Here is a 13,674-nt window from a genome sequence, read left to right on the forward strand (position 1 = left end):
ATCGTCACGGAACGCCACTTGACGCTTCCTGCGGACGCACCGGCGGGTCTACCCTGCCGGTACCGCTGGGGGGTGACGTCCGTGCGTATGACACCCAAAGGTCTCCGGACACCCGAAGTGCGTGTGCCGCGCCTGGTCGGCCTGATGGCCGTGGACGCGCGGGAGTCGGCCCGCGCGCGTGGCCTGGTCCTGAGCGCCCCGGACCGGCCGGACTTCCACCTCACCGTCGTCGACCACGTCGTACGCCAGTACCCGCAGCCGGGCGCCGAGGTGCCCCGCGACTCGATGGTCTACGTGTGGTTCGACTTCGGTGAGGGCGACGGCGGCGGCGGTGTGCGCGAGCCGCGCGGGCCGCTGCCGCCCACCGGCGGGCTCCAGCGGGAGCTGGACGAGCCGCACAGCCCCCGCACCGTCCTGCTCAGCTGTCCTTGAACCCCCGGTGCAGCGTGACCACGCCGCCCGTCAGATTGCGCCACGCCACCCTCGACCAGCCCGCGCCCTTCAGGCGTTCGGCGAGCGCCGGCTGGTCCGGCCAGGCGCGGATGGACTCGGCGAGGTAGACGTACGCGTCGGGGTTCGACGACACCGCGCGGGCGACCGGCGGCAGCGCGCGCATCAGGTACTCGGTGTAGACGGTGCGGAACGGCGCCCACGTGGGGTGCGAGAACTCGCAGATGACGATCCGCCCGCCGGGCCGGGTCACCCGGTGCATCTCGCGCAGGGCCGCGTCGAAGTCCTGCACGTTGCGCAACCCGAAGGAGATGGTGACGGCGTCGAACACGTCGTCCCGGAACGGCAGTCGCGTCGCGTCGCCGGCGGTGTACGGCAGCCAGGCCCGGTGCCGCTTGCCGACGGCGAGCATGCCGAGGGAGAAGTCGCACGGCACGACGTACGCGCCGGTGCGGGCGAACGGCAGCGACGAGGTGCCCGTGCCGGCCGCCAGGTCCAGGATCTTCTGCGCGGGGCGCGCGTCGACCGCCTTCGCCACCTCCTTGCGCCATCTCCGGTCCTGGCCGAGGGACAGCACGTCGTTGGTCAGGTCGTACCGTTCCGCCACGTCGTCGAACATCGAGGCGACTTCGTGCGGCTGCTTGTCCAGGGATGCGCGGGTCACGGGCTCATTGTTGCAGCCCGGCCGCACGGCAGAAGCCTCGGCTTGCGGCGCGCGGCCACGTCCTCGACCCAGCCGCAGGCGAGCACGAACCCGAGGATCAGGATCCAGCTGACGCCGAGCATGAACCACTGGCTCTCCAGCGGCAGATACGCCGCGAACGCGGGCACCTCCCAGAACCGGTCGATCAGCGGCACGGCGAGGACCAGCGCGATCTCGTGCCACAGGTAGATCGTCACCGCCCGCGCGTTGAAGACGGTCACGAGCCGGTCCAGGCGCGGGAGGCGGGCGAGTCCGACGAAGCCGGTGCCGAGCCGGGCCTTGGCATACATCAGCAGGGTCACGAACCCGGCCGACCAGAAGGCCTGCGCGAGAGGGATGTCGTCGAGGTCGTAGGTGCCGTACTCGGCCTGGTGGGAGAAGGCGTACCAGGCGCCGAGGGCGAGCGCGGCCCACGACAGCGGCAGGACCGCGGCCGGATGCAGCCGGCGCAGCACACCGTCGCGGTGCGCGAAGCCGAGGATCCAGCAGAAGAGGTAGGTGGCCAGGTCCAGCAGCACGGTGCCGAGGCGGTTGTCCGGCGGCTGCCAGGCGCACCGGAGGACGACGATCGGGGCGAGGGAGAGGACGAGCACCGGGACGGGGGCGAGCCGGAAGACGCGCAGCAGCAGCGGGGAGAGCAGGACGAACCACAGGTAGGTCCGCAGATACCACAGGATCTCCCAGGTCTGCTCGGCCCAGGCGCTGCCCGGCGGGTCGCCGAGCGGCACGATCCAGTACACGATCTGCCATCCCGGCATCCAGCCGTGCACCAGCATCGCGGCGACCACGAAGACGCCCCAGAACCAGAACGGCGGCAGCAGACGGCGGATCCGGCTCCTCAGCACCTTCGGTGCGGGGCGCTGGAGGGACTTGGCCATCAGGGTGCCGGCCAGGCCGAACATGATCCCCATGGAGGGGAGGAGCAGGCCGGCCCATGGCCAGCCGAAGGCGTGATACGCGACGACCCGGACCAGGGCGAGGGCGCGGAGGGTGTCGAAGTAGCGGTCCCGGCCGCCGCCCGGGACGGGGCCCGGCCCGGCGACCGCCGTGGCGGCGGCCGGTGCCGGACCCCCCTTGCCGTGCCGTCCCATCAGCTCGGCCCGGCGGGCATGCCGACCTCGCCCGTGCGCTTCAGCTTCTGCCAGCGCAGGCGTCCGCCGGTCAGGGCGGTGATGCCGGAGTGGATGAGGACGAGGTACATCATCTGCCGGTACGCCAGCTGCTGCAGCGGCATCATCAGCAGGTACCGGTACCGCTCGCGGTCGAGGCGGAAGGCGTACGCGGCGCACACCAGCTGGACGCCGAGGACGGCGCACCAGGCCAGCAGCGCGGCCCCGAGGTCGATGAAGATCATCGAGTAGACGGTGAACAGGTCGATCAGCGGGGCGAACACCGGGGTGATCACCTGGAACAGCACCACCAGCGGCATGCCCACGCGGCCGAAGCGGCCCGAAGGGCCCGTGTCCGTCAGGCACTTGCGGTGCTTCCACAGCGCCTGCATGGTGCCGTACGACCAGCGGTAGCGCTGGGACCACAGCTGCCGCGGGGTGCGCGGCGCCTCGGTCCAGGCGCGGGCGTGCTCCTGGTAGACGACCCGCCATCCCGCGCGGTGCATGGCGATGGTGATGTCGGTGTCCTCGGCGAGGGTGTCCTCGCTCATGCCGCCGACGTCGAGGACGGCCTCGCGGCGGAAGGCACCGATCGCCCCGGGGATCGTCGGCATGCAGCGCAGCACGTCGTACATGCGCCGGTCGAGGTTGAAGCCCATCACGTACTCGATGTGCTGCCAGGCGCCGATGACCGTTCTGCGGTTGCCCACCTTGGCGTTGCCGGCGACGGCGCCGACCTCCGGGTCGGCGAACGGCTGGACGAGGTGCCGTACGGTGTCCGGCTCGAAGACGGTGTCGCCGTCCATCATCACCACGATGTCGTGACTGGCGTGGCGCACGCCGTTGTTGAGGGCGGCCGGTTTGCCCGCGTTCTCCTGGCGGACGACCCGGACGCCGGTCATGCCGAGCGACCGGGCCGTTGCGCGGGCGATCTCACCGGTGCCGTCCGTGGAGCCGTCGTCCACGACGATGATCTCGATCGGGTGGGTGCTCCGCGCCAGTGAGGTGAGGGTGTTGGCGATGCACTCCTTCTCGTTGTACGCCGGGACGATCACGCTCACCGGGCGGGTCACCGGCGGGCCCCAGCTGAACCGGAGCCGGTTGCGCTGTCTGTGGTGGCGCCGGGCGAGGACCAGCATCAGCCCGAACCGCCCCATGACGGCGACGCCGACCACGACGAGGCCCGCCGAGAGCGCGGGCACCGTCCACTCGGCCACGGTGACGGCCGCGACGAGTGCCTTGCCCTCGTAGAGGGTCGTGCCGGTGGCCTCGCGGTGCGCGGCCTGGAGCTGGTTGCCGGTGCCGGCGGCGCCCCCCGCGGCCGCGGGGGCCACGGGCCCGCCGGCCTGGTGCTGCCCGGCCATGGCGCCGCTGACGGTGGTGAAGGTGTAGCCCTTCGCCTGCATCTTCTCGATGTACTTCGGCAGCGCCTCGATCGTCTGCTCCCGCTCGCCGCCGGAGTCGTGGAAGAGCACCGAGGCGCCCTCGCCGTCCTCCGGAGTGGCCCCCTCGACGATCTTCGCGACGCCGGGCTGCTTCCAGTCCTCGCTGTCGGTGTCGATGAAGACGCTGGTGTAACCGTCCTCGCCGAGCTGCTGGTAGACCTTCCAGCTGTAGTTGTCGATGGCGTCCGTCCTGGAGGAGTAGGGCGCGCGGAACAGGGTCGTCGTGATGCCCGCCGCTCCGGCGAGCGCGAGCTGGGTCTGGTCCATCTCCCGCTTCACACGCGAGGCGCTCTGGTACGACAGGTCGACGTGCGTGAAGGTGTGGACGCCGATCTCGCTGCCCTGCTCGACCAGGTCCCGCACGAGTCCGGGATAGCGGGCGACCATCGAGCCGACCACGAAGAACGTGCCGGGGACGTCGTACTTCTCGAGGATCTTCAGCACCTTCGGCGTCCAGGTCGGGTCCGGGCCGTCGTCGAAGGTGAGCGCGATCGTCTTGTCCGGGACGGAGAGGGTGGTGGCCTGGCCGCCCGGGAAGGTCAGGATCGGGCCGCCCTCGAGGATCTCGTCCGGCACGGCGTCGGCAGAGGCGCCGGTGCGCACCCGCTGGTCGTCGCCGACCTCCGCACGCAGATAGCCGTCTAGGAGCATCACGCAGGTCAGGGCCAGCAGGAGCAGCAGGGCGAGGAGGATCCGGGGGCGCTGGAGGGCGGCGGCCCGGCCGGCGGCGCGCTCGAGGCGGGTGGGCGCGCGGCGGCGACCGCGTCCGGTGGAGGTGAGGCTCATGAGGCGGCGGAGGGGGTGGGAAGCAGCGTGGTGGCGGTGGTGGCGGGCGACGGGACGCCGCTCGGCCGAGCGGCGGGAGGAGCACCGGTCGGGGCACCGGCCGCTCCGGCGCCGGGTGCGCCCGAGGGCATGCCGGTGGGGGCGGCCCCGCCCCGCGGCCCGGCTCCGGCACCTCCGGGAGCGGCGCCCTGCTCGTTCCCGAACGGCAGCAGCGAGGACGGTGAGACCGAGGTGCCGCTGCCGAGGAACGCCAGACCCAGCACGATCGCGTAGCCGGCGCAGACGGCACCCAGAAGAAGCCCGATGCGGCGCAGCACCCTGGCGCGGCGTCCGGAGGTGTCGACGAAGACGGGCCCCTCGCCGGACCCGTCACGGCGTTTGCGGCGACGGCCGCGCGCGGCGGCGCGGCTCTCGATGGCGGGATCGGAATGCATGGCCCGGACGGTAGATCGTCTTCATGTGCCGGAAACCGTGCTTTCGCTGTGCGTGGGCCGTGAGAATGCCGCCAACCTCTGCGCCGGCTGAGAGCCTCTCGGAACCAGGGCGTATATCCCCAGGTGGGGCACAGCCCCGTATGAGAGGTTTGCGTTGTCGACGAAACTCGAAGAACGGGAGCGAGCGCGATGCGCGGTCCACTGATATCCGTTGCCGGGCTCGGCTGCCTGGTGGTCCTGGCCGCCACCGCGGGCTGCTCCTCGCCCGACGGCGGGACGGACGCGGCGGCGCCCGCGCAGACCAGCGCGTCCCCGTCCGCGGAGGCGGCCACCGCGTACGCCCCCTACGTCAACGCCACGTCCGCCGACGCCAACGACACGGTGGGCTCCCCGTCCACGTACAACCTGGCGTTCGTGATCTCCTCCGGCAGCGGCTGCACCCCGAGCTGGCACGGCTCGCAGGCCATCGACGACAAGGCGGCCACCGCGCGCATCGCCGGACTCACCGACTCCGGTGCCGATGTCCGCGTCTCCTTCGGCGGGGCGTCCGGCAAGGAGCTGGCGACCACGTGCGACAGCGCCGAGGAGCTCGCCGAGGCGTACGGAACGGCGCTGGATGCGGCCGGTGCGTCGCGGGCCGACTTCGACATCGAGGGGGACGAGCTGACCGACTCGGAGTCGGTGGAGCTGCGGTCCGAGGCGATCGCGCTGCTGCAGAAGGAGCGCGCCGGCCTGGAGGTGTCCTTCACGGTCCCGGTCATGCCGTCCGGGCTCGACAAGGACACCGTGGCGTTGCTGGAGTCGGCCAACGACCATGGTGTGAAGGTCGGGACGGTCAACATCATGACCATGAACTACGGCGAGTCCTACGACGGTGACATGGGGGACTACGCCGTCACCTCGGCGAAGGCGGCGCACGCGCAACTCCGGGACGTCTTCGGGCTGTCGGAGGCGGAGGCGTGGCGGGGGATGGCGCTGACCTCGATGATCGGGGTGAACGACGTGAAGGGGGAGACGTTCACCCTGGAGGACGCGGAGCAGGTGCGGGACTTCGCGGTGGAGAAGGGGGTGGCGTGGGTGTCGATGTGGTCGACGTTCCGGGATCGGCAGTGCGAGTCGTCCGCGGATGACGAGTTGACCGAGTGCAGCGGGGTCGAGCAGGAGGACGGGGCCTTCGGGGAGGCGCTGGCGGGGTGAGCTCGGGGGGTGTGTTGTGTGCGGGGTGCGGGTCGTCCGTGGTTGATCGCGCAGTTCCCCGCGCCCCTTTCGGGGCGCCTCTAGCGACGTCTGTGTACCAGGCGGCCCGCGCACACCGTCGCGATGCACGCGCCTGACTCGTCCAGGACTGCCAGGTCCGCTCGGCCGGCGATCGTGATCTCGGCGGGCCGTGAAGTCGGCAGGACGTGTACGTCGTTGCGCTCCGCGGCGGCACGGAGTTCGGGGGAGTCGACGTGTCTCTCCAGGACGGCCACCGCGCCCAGCTTCAAGATCGCGTGGATGCGCTCCCTCGGGCTCGGCGCGTCCGGGAGCGGGCCCTCGTGGACGCGGCCGGGGCCGAGGACTCCCGGCCAGCGTCGCACCCGTGCCCCGGGGAAGCGGTCCCGGAGCTCGTCCAGCGGGCCCACGGCGGCGATCCGGTCGCCCTCCACCGCGACGGCGGCGTCCTTCAGGGGCTCGGCGTCCCCGTGGACGCGGAGCGTGTCCGCCGCGTGAATCGTCAGCACGGCGCCGTCAGTTGGCGGGAAGGAGCTTCAGCTCGGGGTGGGCCGTGCCGCCCTCGATGGCCGTCGACGAGATGTGGGAGACCACGCGGTCGTCGACGGGGTCGTTCGCCGGGTCGTCGTGCACCACCAGGTGCTCGTACGTCGTGGAGCGCTGCGCCGGGACCCGGCCCGCCTTGCGGATCAGGTCGATGATCTCCAGGCGGTTGGAGCGGTGCTTCGCGCCGGCGGAGGAGACCACGTTCTCCTCCAGCATGATCGAGCCCAGGTCGTCCGCGCCGTAGTGCAGGGAGAGCTGGCCGACCTCCTTGCCGGTGGTCAGCCACGAGCCCTGGATGTGGGCCACGTTGTCGAGGAACAGGCGGGCGATGGCGATCATCCGCAGGTACTCGAAGATGGTGGCCTGGGTGCGGCCCTTCAGGTGGTTGTTCTCGGGCTGGTAGGTGTACGGGATGAACGCGCGGAAGCCGCCCGTGCGGTCCTGGACGTCCCGGATCATCCGCAGGTGCTCGATGCGCTCGGCGTTGGTCTCGCCGGTGCCCATGAGCATGGTGGACGTGGACTCGACGCCCAGGTTGTGGGCGATCTCCATGATCTCCAGCCAGCGCTCGCCGGACTCCTTCAGCGGGGCGATGGCCTTGCGCGGGCGCTCCGGCAGCAGCTCGGCGCCGGCACCGGCGAAGGAGTCGAGCCCGGCGGCGTGGATGCGCTGGATCGCCTCCTCGACCGAGACACCCGAGATCCGCGCCATGTGCTCGACCTCGCTCGCCCCCAGACTGTGGATGACGAGCTGCGGGAACTCCTTCTTGATCGCCGCGAAGTGCTTCTCGTAGTACTCGACGCCGTAGTCCGGGTGGTGGCCGCCCTGGAACATGATCTGCGTGCCGCCCAGCTCGACCGTCTCCGCGCAGCGGCGCAGGATGTCGTCGAGGTCGCGGGTCCAGCCCTTCGCCTTGTCCTTCGGGGCGGCGTAGAAGGCGCAGAACTTGCACGCCGTGACGCACACGTTGGTGTAGTTGATGTTCCGCTCGATGATGTACGTCGCGATGTGCTCCGTACCGGCGTACCTGCGCCGGCGGACGGCGTCGGCGGCGGCGCCCAGCGCGTGCAGCGGGGCGTCGCGGTAGAGGTCGAGCGCCTCTTCGGGGGTGATCCGTCCACCGGCGGCTGCGCGGTCGAGGATGGGCTGAAGGTCGGCCTTCTCGGTCACCGGGCGGTCCCTTTCGTAAGGTTCGTAAGGGTTGTGGACGGACGTCCTCAGCGTACGCCAGCGCCTTTCACCGATGGACGTCAGGCGGAGCTAGGCGGTGTACGCGCCGACGAGCAGCCCCGCGAAGGCGCCGGCGATCAGGAACGGGCCGAACGGTATGGCCGTTTTGCGGCCCGCCCGCCGGGCGACGACCAGGGCACCGCCGTACAGCGCCCCCGACAGGAACCCGGCGAGGGTGCCGAGCATCACGGTGGGCCAGCCGTACCAGCCGAGGACGGCGCCCGCGCCCAGGGCGAGTTTCACGTCGCCGAAGCCCATGCCGGCGGGGTTGATGAGGAACAGCACGAAGTAGCCGGCCCCGAGGGCGAGCGCGCCCAGCAGGGCGGTGGTCCACTCCCCCGCGTGCTCGGGGAGCAGGGCGGTCAGGCCCAGCAGGGCGAGGGCGGCGGCGGCGAAGGGGAGGGTGAGCGGGTCGGGCAGCCGCTGCACCCGGAAGTCGACCAGCGCGAGCAGCACGCCGACGGGCGCGAGCAGCAGCCAGACGGCCAGCTCGGGGCGGGTTCCGGTGGCGGCGGCGAGGGCGGCGCAGACGAGGGTGGTGGCGAGGAGGGCGGGGAGGGAAGGGCCGTAGGAGGGTCCCGCCGTGCACCGCGTGCAGCGCGCCCGCCCGAGCCAGCCCCGTACCGGATGTCCCGCCGGGCAGGCCGTCCGCCACTCCTCCCCCGACGGGACGGAGAAGCGGTACGCCGCCCGGGGCAGCAGCGCGCCGGCCGCCGCGCCCCACAGCGCGGCGGCGAGCACGAGCAGACCGGTGGTCATCCGTTCATCCCACGGCCGCGACCGCGTCGCGCCAGGCCGGCAGCAGCTCGTCGAGCAGCGCCTCGGTGCGCGGCGGCAGCCCGCGCGCGCCGCTGCGGCCGACGAGGTCGGCGGCGAGGGCCGTCAGCCGCTCCGGCTCGCCGAGGGCGTGCGTGGCGCGCAGCAGCTCGTTCCACAGGCGCTCGTCGGCCGGGGCGGTGCGCAGGGCGGCGTCGAGCGCCTCGATGGCCTTCTCCGCGCGGTTCTTCTCCATGTGGAACTCGGCGAGCGCGAGCCCGGTGTCGGCGACGAGCAGCGGCAGCTGGGCGTCGACGATCTCGTGGGTGAGCCAGCGGTAGCGGCCCGCGGGGCGGTCGGCGAGCAGCGGCCCGCGCACCAGGACGAGCGCGTCGGTGAGCAGCCGCCCGCGCACGGCCCGGCTGCCGACGCCACGCCCTTGGGTCGCCTCGTGGTACAGCGAGCGCAGCACGTCCAGGTCGGAGACGACGGACTTGGCGAGGACGAGCCGGCCGGTGGCATCGGTGCCGAGGCGGGGGGTGCCGTCGGGGTCGGTGCCGAGCCAGGCGCGCAGCCGCTCGATGAGCGCCTCGCGCACGTCGTCGGTGACACCGCGCGGCCACAGCGCGGAGGCCAGCACGCGCGGGTGCACGCCCTCGCGGTGCAGGAGCAGCATCGCGAGCGCCTCGTGCAGCAGGGCGCTGCGTTCGCCGTCCGGGGCGTCGAGGCCGATGATCTCGTACGAGCCGACCAGGCGGGCGTAGACGGCGGGCCGTCCCTGCTCGCTGACGTCGACGAGGAACGGCGGGGTGCCGACGGGACCGTCGGGCCCGCGTTCCGGGTCGGCCTCGACGAAGAGTTCCACCACCGCGCGCTGCTGCGCGGTCGGCAGGAGCTGAGCGTCGAGTTCGAGACCGAGGAGGGGGGCGAGCAGCCTGCCCTCGCCGGTGATCTCCATCTCCCAGGCGGCGCCGGGCAGTTCGCCGCTCTCGGTGCCGACGAGGTAGCCGATGCCGAGGCGGCTGGCGTCGGCGGCGATTTCGGCGAGCCTCACGGCGTCCTCGGGGGAAGGTTCGGCGGCGAGCAGCACCAGGTGCGGGGCCCAACGCGTGTGCTGGGCGGGCCCGGTGCGCCCGGTGAGGACGGAGTCGTGCCCGGCGGCGCCGAGCGCCCCCCGCCGCTGCCGTGTCTCGGCCTCCATCGTCTCGAGCAGCGCCTCGATGCCGTCGAGGTGGCGTAGCCGGTTGGGGGCGAGCGGGGTGAGGTCCTCGCCGAAACCGACGAGGGTGATGGTCATGCGGTCGGACCAGCCGTTGGTCGCCAGCTCGGCGGCGACGGAGGCGAACACGGCGGCACGGTCGGCCTCGCGGCCGGAGAGGGAGACGATGCCCGGCACCGACTCCAGGTTGAGCAGCAGCCGTGAGTCGTCCATGGTGCCGAGGCTGACGAGGCCCGGATAGGGCGCGGCGGTGTCGGTGTCCTCGTACCTCTCGGCGTCGTCCTTGGCGAGCATCCAGAAGGTCTGGTCCTGCCCCAGCTGCCAGGGCGTGGGCGGCTTCCCGGCGGGCTGGGCGAGCTGGAGGTGCAGGTCGCCGTTGCTGAGCCAGGCCGCGTACACGGTCGGCAGCGGCCGCGACTCGGCGGCGAGGGAGGCGGCGAGCCCGCGCAGCGACCGGTCGAGCAGCCGCACGCCCTCGGGGTCGGCACCGACGAGGAGGGCGTCCTGCGCGTCCTGGGCGGCGCCGGTGGGGGTGGGGGGCTCCATGCCCCGCCGCCCGCTTCCGATGCCGCCGAACGCCGACTGCCACAGGGCCTGCCGGCGCCGGTGACCGAGGGCGCCGAGGAGGCCGGCGGCGAGGAGGGGGGCGCCGAGGAGGGCTTCGGGGAGGCCGAAGGCGTCGTCGGACGCGTGGGCGGGGGCGGCGTGCTGCCGGGGCTGCTCGGCCTGCTGGTGCCCGGCGTTGTCGTGGGCGGTGCTTTCCTGCGCGGGGGCGGGGCGCTGTTCGGGGAGGGAGACGTGCGAGGAGCCGCCGCCCGGTTGCGCCTGCTCCCCCGTCTGCGCGTAGTCGTGGATCTGCTGCTGGACCTCCGGCGAGACCTCGGGGGCCTCGTCCGGCATCTCGACGAGTTCGCCGCCCCGGGCGTCACCGGGCATCTCCATGATCCAGCCGGGCCGGATGAGGCTGGCCTCGGACAGCTTGGAACCGTCGGGCTGCGTACGGTCCTTGTTGAGCTCGAAGATCTCCTTGTAGCGGCGTCCGTCGCCGAGGTGCCGCTCGGCGATCTCCCAGAGGGAGTCGTGGTGACGCCCCTCGGGCGGCTGGATCCGGTAGAACTTGGTGTCCCCCTGCTTGGCGCTCCCGTCGGCGTGCGCGGCGGCGTGGCCGGCCTGCTCGGCGAGCGCGGCAGCGGCACCGGCGGCCTGCTCCTGCTGCTGGGCGAAGAGACCGGGCGTCTGCTGGGCGGCGGCGACGCTGGGCTTCTGATGGCCCTCCAGGCTCTGCCCGAGCGCGCTGAGCCCGGGGGTGAAGCTGGCCGCGGTGGCGCCGACGAGGAGCAGCGCGGCGACGAGCTGCCGGGCGAGCAGCTGGCTGGGCCCGGCACCGGGCACGCGTCCCGGGACACCGACGCCGGACAGCGCGGCCTTCATCTCCACGAGCACACAGGCGGTGAACTGCGCCCAGGCGAGCCAGACGACGAAGGTGAGGATCCTGAGGAACGTCTCGGTCGTCACCGGCTGCCGCAGCCACTCCATGGGCTCGAACGAGCTCGGCAGGGGCCACCCCGCCTGCGTGGCGAGCGCGAACGGCACGCCGACGAGCAGCACGAGCAGCGCGACGAACGCGAGGAACGCCTTGACGAAGTCCCCGAACGACCGCCGCCGCACCCGCACGGGCTGCGGCGTCCGGTTCCGCGGCGCGGCGGGACCTCCCGCGGGGCTTCCCGACGAGCTTCCCGTCGAGCTTGACGGGCTTGAGGTGCGGCGTCGCGGCATGGCGGGTGTCCTGGGGGTGTGGTCGTGTGGGAGGAGCTGAGCTGCTGTGGGGTGTGTGGGCTCTCGGGTCTGCTGAGACTACAGAGATCTTATTGACTCGTATGGCCGCAGTCGAAGCCCCGAGGCGGCGGGCGGACCGGGACGACGGCCGCCGAAGCTGTCGCGCGCCGGGAGTTCACCCCCTTCGCAACCGCCACGCACCACCCTCACCTCCCCCACACAATCCGCCCCCACCTCTCAACTGCCGTTGCGCACCCCCTGATAACTTCGTTCTCTGTTGCACACAGCCGACCCAGGGGGAACCGAATCGTGGCCCGCCGCACCCTGACCACGACCACCGCAGCACTGACCACGACAGCGACTTTGCTGCTGACGGCTTGCGGGGGTGGCAGCGATTCCTCGGACGACATCAAGGGGGCGGACACGGGGCGGAGCCCCTCCGCATCGACGCCGGCGTCGACTCCGCCCTCGGTGAAGCGCCCGACCATCACCCTGCCGAGCAGTTTCAAGCTCACCTTCGAGAACTGGACGAGCAGCGACCCGGAGGAACAGGCCGTCCTCAACGATGCCAAGGAGGAGGTACGGGCAGGGTACGCGGCGATCATCGCCAACGAGCCGGACGGCGGGGACGCACTTGCCTTCTACGACACGAAGAACGGCCTCGCGCAGAGCCGGGAGTGGATCAAGTCGTACACGGGCAAGAACGTCACCGTCATCGGCGAACTGCCCGTTTTCGACCCGAAGGTGACCGTTGTCGGCGGCGGCAAGACGGCATCCCTCAACTACTGCACTGACGAGAGCAAGGCCTACACGAAGAACCGGGAAACCGGGAAGGAGGTAGGGAATCCCCCGGGCAAAGCCCCTGAGGTGGCCTACATGGTCACGCTGAGAAGGAGCGCTCAGGGAGTGTGGCAGACCGACTCCGTCACCGCGCAGAGGGGCGGGTGCTCGAGGTGAAACCGTGGCGCAAGGGGATCCCCGCGATCGCTCTGTCCGGTGTCGCGGTGCTTCTGTGTTCCGCTCCCGCCAACGCCATCGGAGAGTCCGACACGAAGGGTGAAGCCAACGGCAAGGAGTTGACCGCCTCGGCCAGTTACTCCCGGATCAAGGTCACCCAAGTGAGCGGCCCTACCGGTGGAGAAAGCGGCACCCTTGCGTCCACCGACGTGAACTGGGAGCCGCCACCATGCTGGTACGAGCCGCTCTTCACCCCCGAGCAGATGAAGAACTTCGCGGAGGCCGACGGCAGCGGCCAAGTCAGCATCCGCCAGGGGTGGATCGGATCGGGCTTGTGGACCGACCATTTCCGGGACGAGAAGGACGCGGCCAACTACTTCGGCACTCCGTCGACCGTGAAGGGCTACAAGAACTACAACCTCGGCAAGAAGGGCTACTTCTGGCACGGAGTCGCCCCCGACGTCACCGCCATCGACGACACAACGCTGTGCAGCCGACTGATGTTCTGGCAGGACGCCGGCGAAATCCCTGACGACCCGAACGCGCCCACCGCGGAGACTCTCGCCGAGTACGCATACGACAAGGTCAAAGTTCCCGAAACCGAGATCGAGCTGAAGCCCGCGGTCCGGTCCACGGTGAATCTGCCGACCTGGGTGTGGCTGGACAAGGGCACCTTCAAGGAGGTGAAGGTCCGCGCCGAGTTGCCGGGCACGGGGCTGTGGGCGGAGACGACCGCCAAGCCGGTCGCCCTCCACCTCGACCCGGGCACGAAGGACGCGGAGACCTACCCGGCCTCCGGCAACTGCGAGATCAATGAGGACGGTTCGATCGGCACCCCGTACACCAAGGGCGACGCCGACAAGACCCCGCCCTGCGGCATCCGCTACCTCCGCGCCTCCAACGGTGACCCGTACCAGCTGAAGGCATCGATCACCTGGCAGATCTCCTGGGAAGGCGCAGGCGGCGCCAACGGCGACCTCCCGGACGGCACCTTCGAGACGACCCAGGACATGAACGTCCAGGAGATCCAGTCGATCAACCGGTGAAG

The 13,674-nt window shown here is 71.6% G+C and carries 12 protein-coding genes; 4 read left to right on the forward strand and 8 right to left on the reverse strand.

Translation table 11 applies throughout. From position 1 onward, the window contains the following. Positions 1 to 117: 117 nt before the first annotated feature. Complete coding sequence (locus tag AB0412_RS18440; protein WP_366403613.1) at positions 118 to 432, forward strand: PASTA domain-containing protein; 315 nt, start codon at positions 118 to 120, stop codon at positions 430 to 432. Here AB0412_RS18440 and AB0412_RS18445 read toward each other — a convergent pair. The 4 genes from AB0412_RS18445 to AB0412_RS18460 are packed head-to-tail and all read right to left on the reverse strand — an operon-like array spanning position 419 to position 4,927. Next, positions 419 to 1,114, reverse strand: coding sequence for a demethylmenaquinone methyltransferase (locus tag AB0412_RS18445; protein ID WP_366403614.1), 696 nt, complete (start codon positions 1,112 to 1,114; stop codon positions 419 to 421). The two genes, AB0412_RS18440 and AB0412_RS18445, sit on opposite strands and share 14 nt — an antisense overlap. Further along, positions 1,111 to 2,244, reverse strand: coding sequence for an acyltransferase (locus tag AB0412_RS18450; protein WP_366403615.1), 1,134 nt, complete (start codon positions 2,242 to 2,244; stop codon positions 1,111 to 1,113). The genes AB0412_RS18445 and AB0412_RS18450 overlap by 4 nt, the downstream gene beginning before the upstream one ends. Beyond that, positions 2,244 to 4,493 (reverse strand): bifunctional polysaccharide deacetylase/glycosyltransferase family 2 protein, encoded by a 2,250-nt coding sequence (locus AB0412_RS18455; RefSeq protein WP_366403616.1) that lies wholly within the window; start codon positions 4,491 to 4,493, stop codon positions 2,244 to 2,246. Before AB0412_RS18455 ends, AB0412_RS18450 begins: the two co-directional genes overlap by 1 nt. Continuing rightward, on the reverse strand, positions 4,490 to 4,927 hold the full coding sequence (locus AB0412_RS18460; RefSeq protein ID WP_366403617.1) for a hypothetical protein: 438 nt from the start codon (positions 4,925 to 4,927) through the stop codon (positions 4,490 to 4,492). The genes AB0412_RS18455 and AB0412_RS18460 overlap by 4 nt, the downstream gene beginning before the upstream one ends. 189 nt (positions 4,928 to 5,116) lie before the next feature. Between AB0412_RS18460 and AB0412_RS18465 the strand changes: the two genes are divergently transcribed. Then, positions 5,117 to 6,124, forward strand: coding sequence for a chitinase (locus AB0412_RS18465; protein WP_366403618.1), 1,008 nt, complete (start codon positions 5,117 to 5,119; stop codon positions 6,122 to 6,124). A gap of 80 nt (positions 6,125 to 6,204) precedes the next feature. On the opposite strand, the gene AB0412_RS18470 is transcribed toward AB0412_RS18465, so the two are convergent. The 4 genes from AB0412_RS18470 to AB0412_RS18485 all read right to left on the reverse strand — a co-directional run bounded on the left by AB0412_RS18470 (position 6,205) and on the right by AB0412_RS18485 (position 11,669). Then, complete coding sequence (locus AB0412_RS18470) at positions 6,205 to 6,651, reverse strand: hypothetical protein (protein ID WP_366403619.1); 447 nt, start codon at positions 6,649 to 6,651, stop codon at positions 6,205 to 6,207. Between the two features lie 7 nt (positions 6,652 to 6,658). After that, positions 6,659 to 7,858: a cyclic dehypoxanthinyl futalosine synthase gene (gene mqnC / locus AB0412_RS18475; RefSeq protein ID WP_366403620.1), complete on the reverse strand. Its 1,200-nt coding sequence runs from the start codon at positions 7,856 to 7,858 to the stop codon at positions 6,659 to 6,661. A 90-nt stretch (positions 7,859 to 7,948) separates the two neighbouring features. Continuing rightward, positions 7,949 to 8,677: a prepilin peptidase gene (locus AB0412_RS18480; RefSeq protein ID WP_366403621.1), complete on the reverse strand. Its 729-nt coding sequence runs from the start codon at positions 8,675 to 8,677 to the stop codon at positions 7,949 to 7,951. Positions 8,678 to 8,681: 4 nt separating this feature from the next. Next, positions 8,682 to 11,669, reverse strand: a complete 2,988-nt coding sequence (locus AB0412_RS18485) for a BTAD domain-containing putative transcriptional regulator (protein ID WP_366403622.1) — start codon at positions 11,667 to 11,669, stop codon at positions 8,682 to 8,684. A gap of 309 nt (positions 11,670 to 11,978) precedes the next feature. Between AB0412_RS18485 and AB0412_RS18490 the strand changes: the two genes are divergently transcribed. Further along, the gene (locus tag AB0412_RS18490) at positions 11,979 to 12,626 is read left to right on the forward strand and encodes a hypothetical protein (protein WP_366403623.1); all 648 of its coding nucleotides are present in this window, start codon (positions 11,979 to 11,981) and stop codon (positions 12,624 to 12,626) included. A 77-nt stretch (positions 12,627 to 12,703) separates the two neighbouring features. Beyond that, positions 12,704 to 13,672 carry a hypothetical protein gene (locus AB0412_RS18495; protein ID WP_366403758.1) on the forward strand — a complete coding sequence of 323 codons (969 nt, stop codon included), beginning with the start codon at positions 12,704 to 12,706 and terminating at the stop codon, positions 13,670 to 13,672. Positions 13,673 to 13,674 lie beyond the last annotated feature (2 nt).

The sequence above is a fragment of the Streptomyces sp. NPDC052012 genome, assembly GCF_040689265.1.
Classification (GTDB): domain Bacteria; phylum Actinomycetota; class Actinomycetes; order Streptomycetales; family Streptomycetaceae; genus Streptomyces.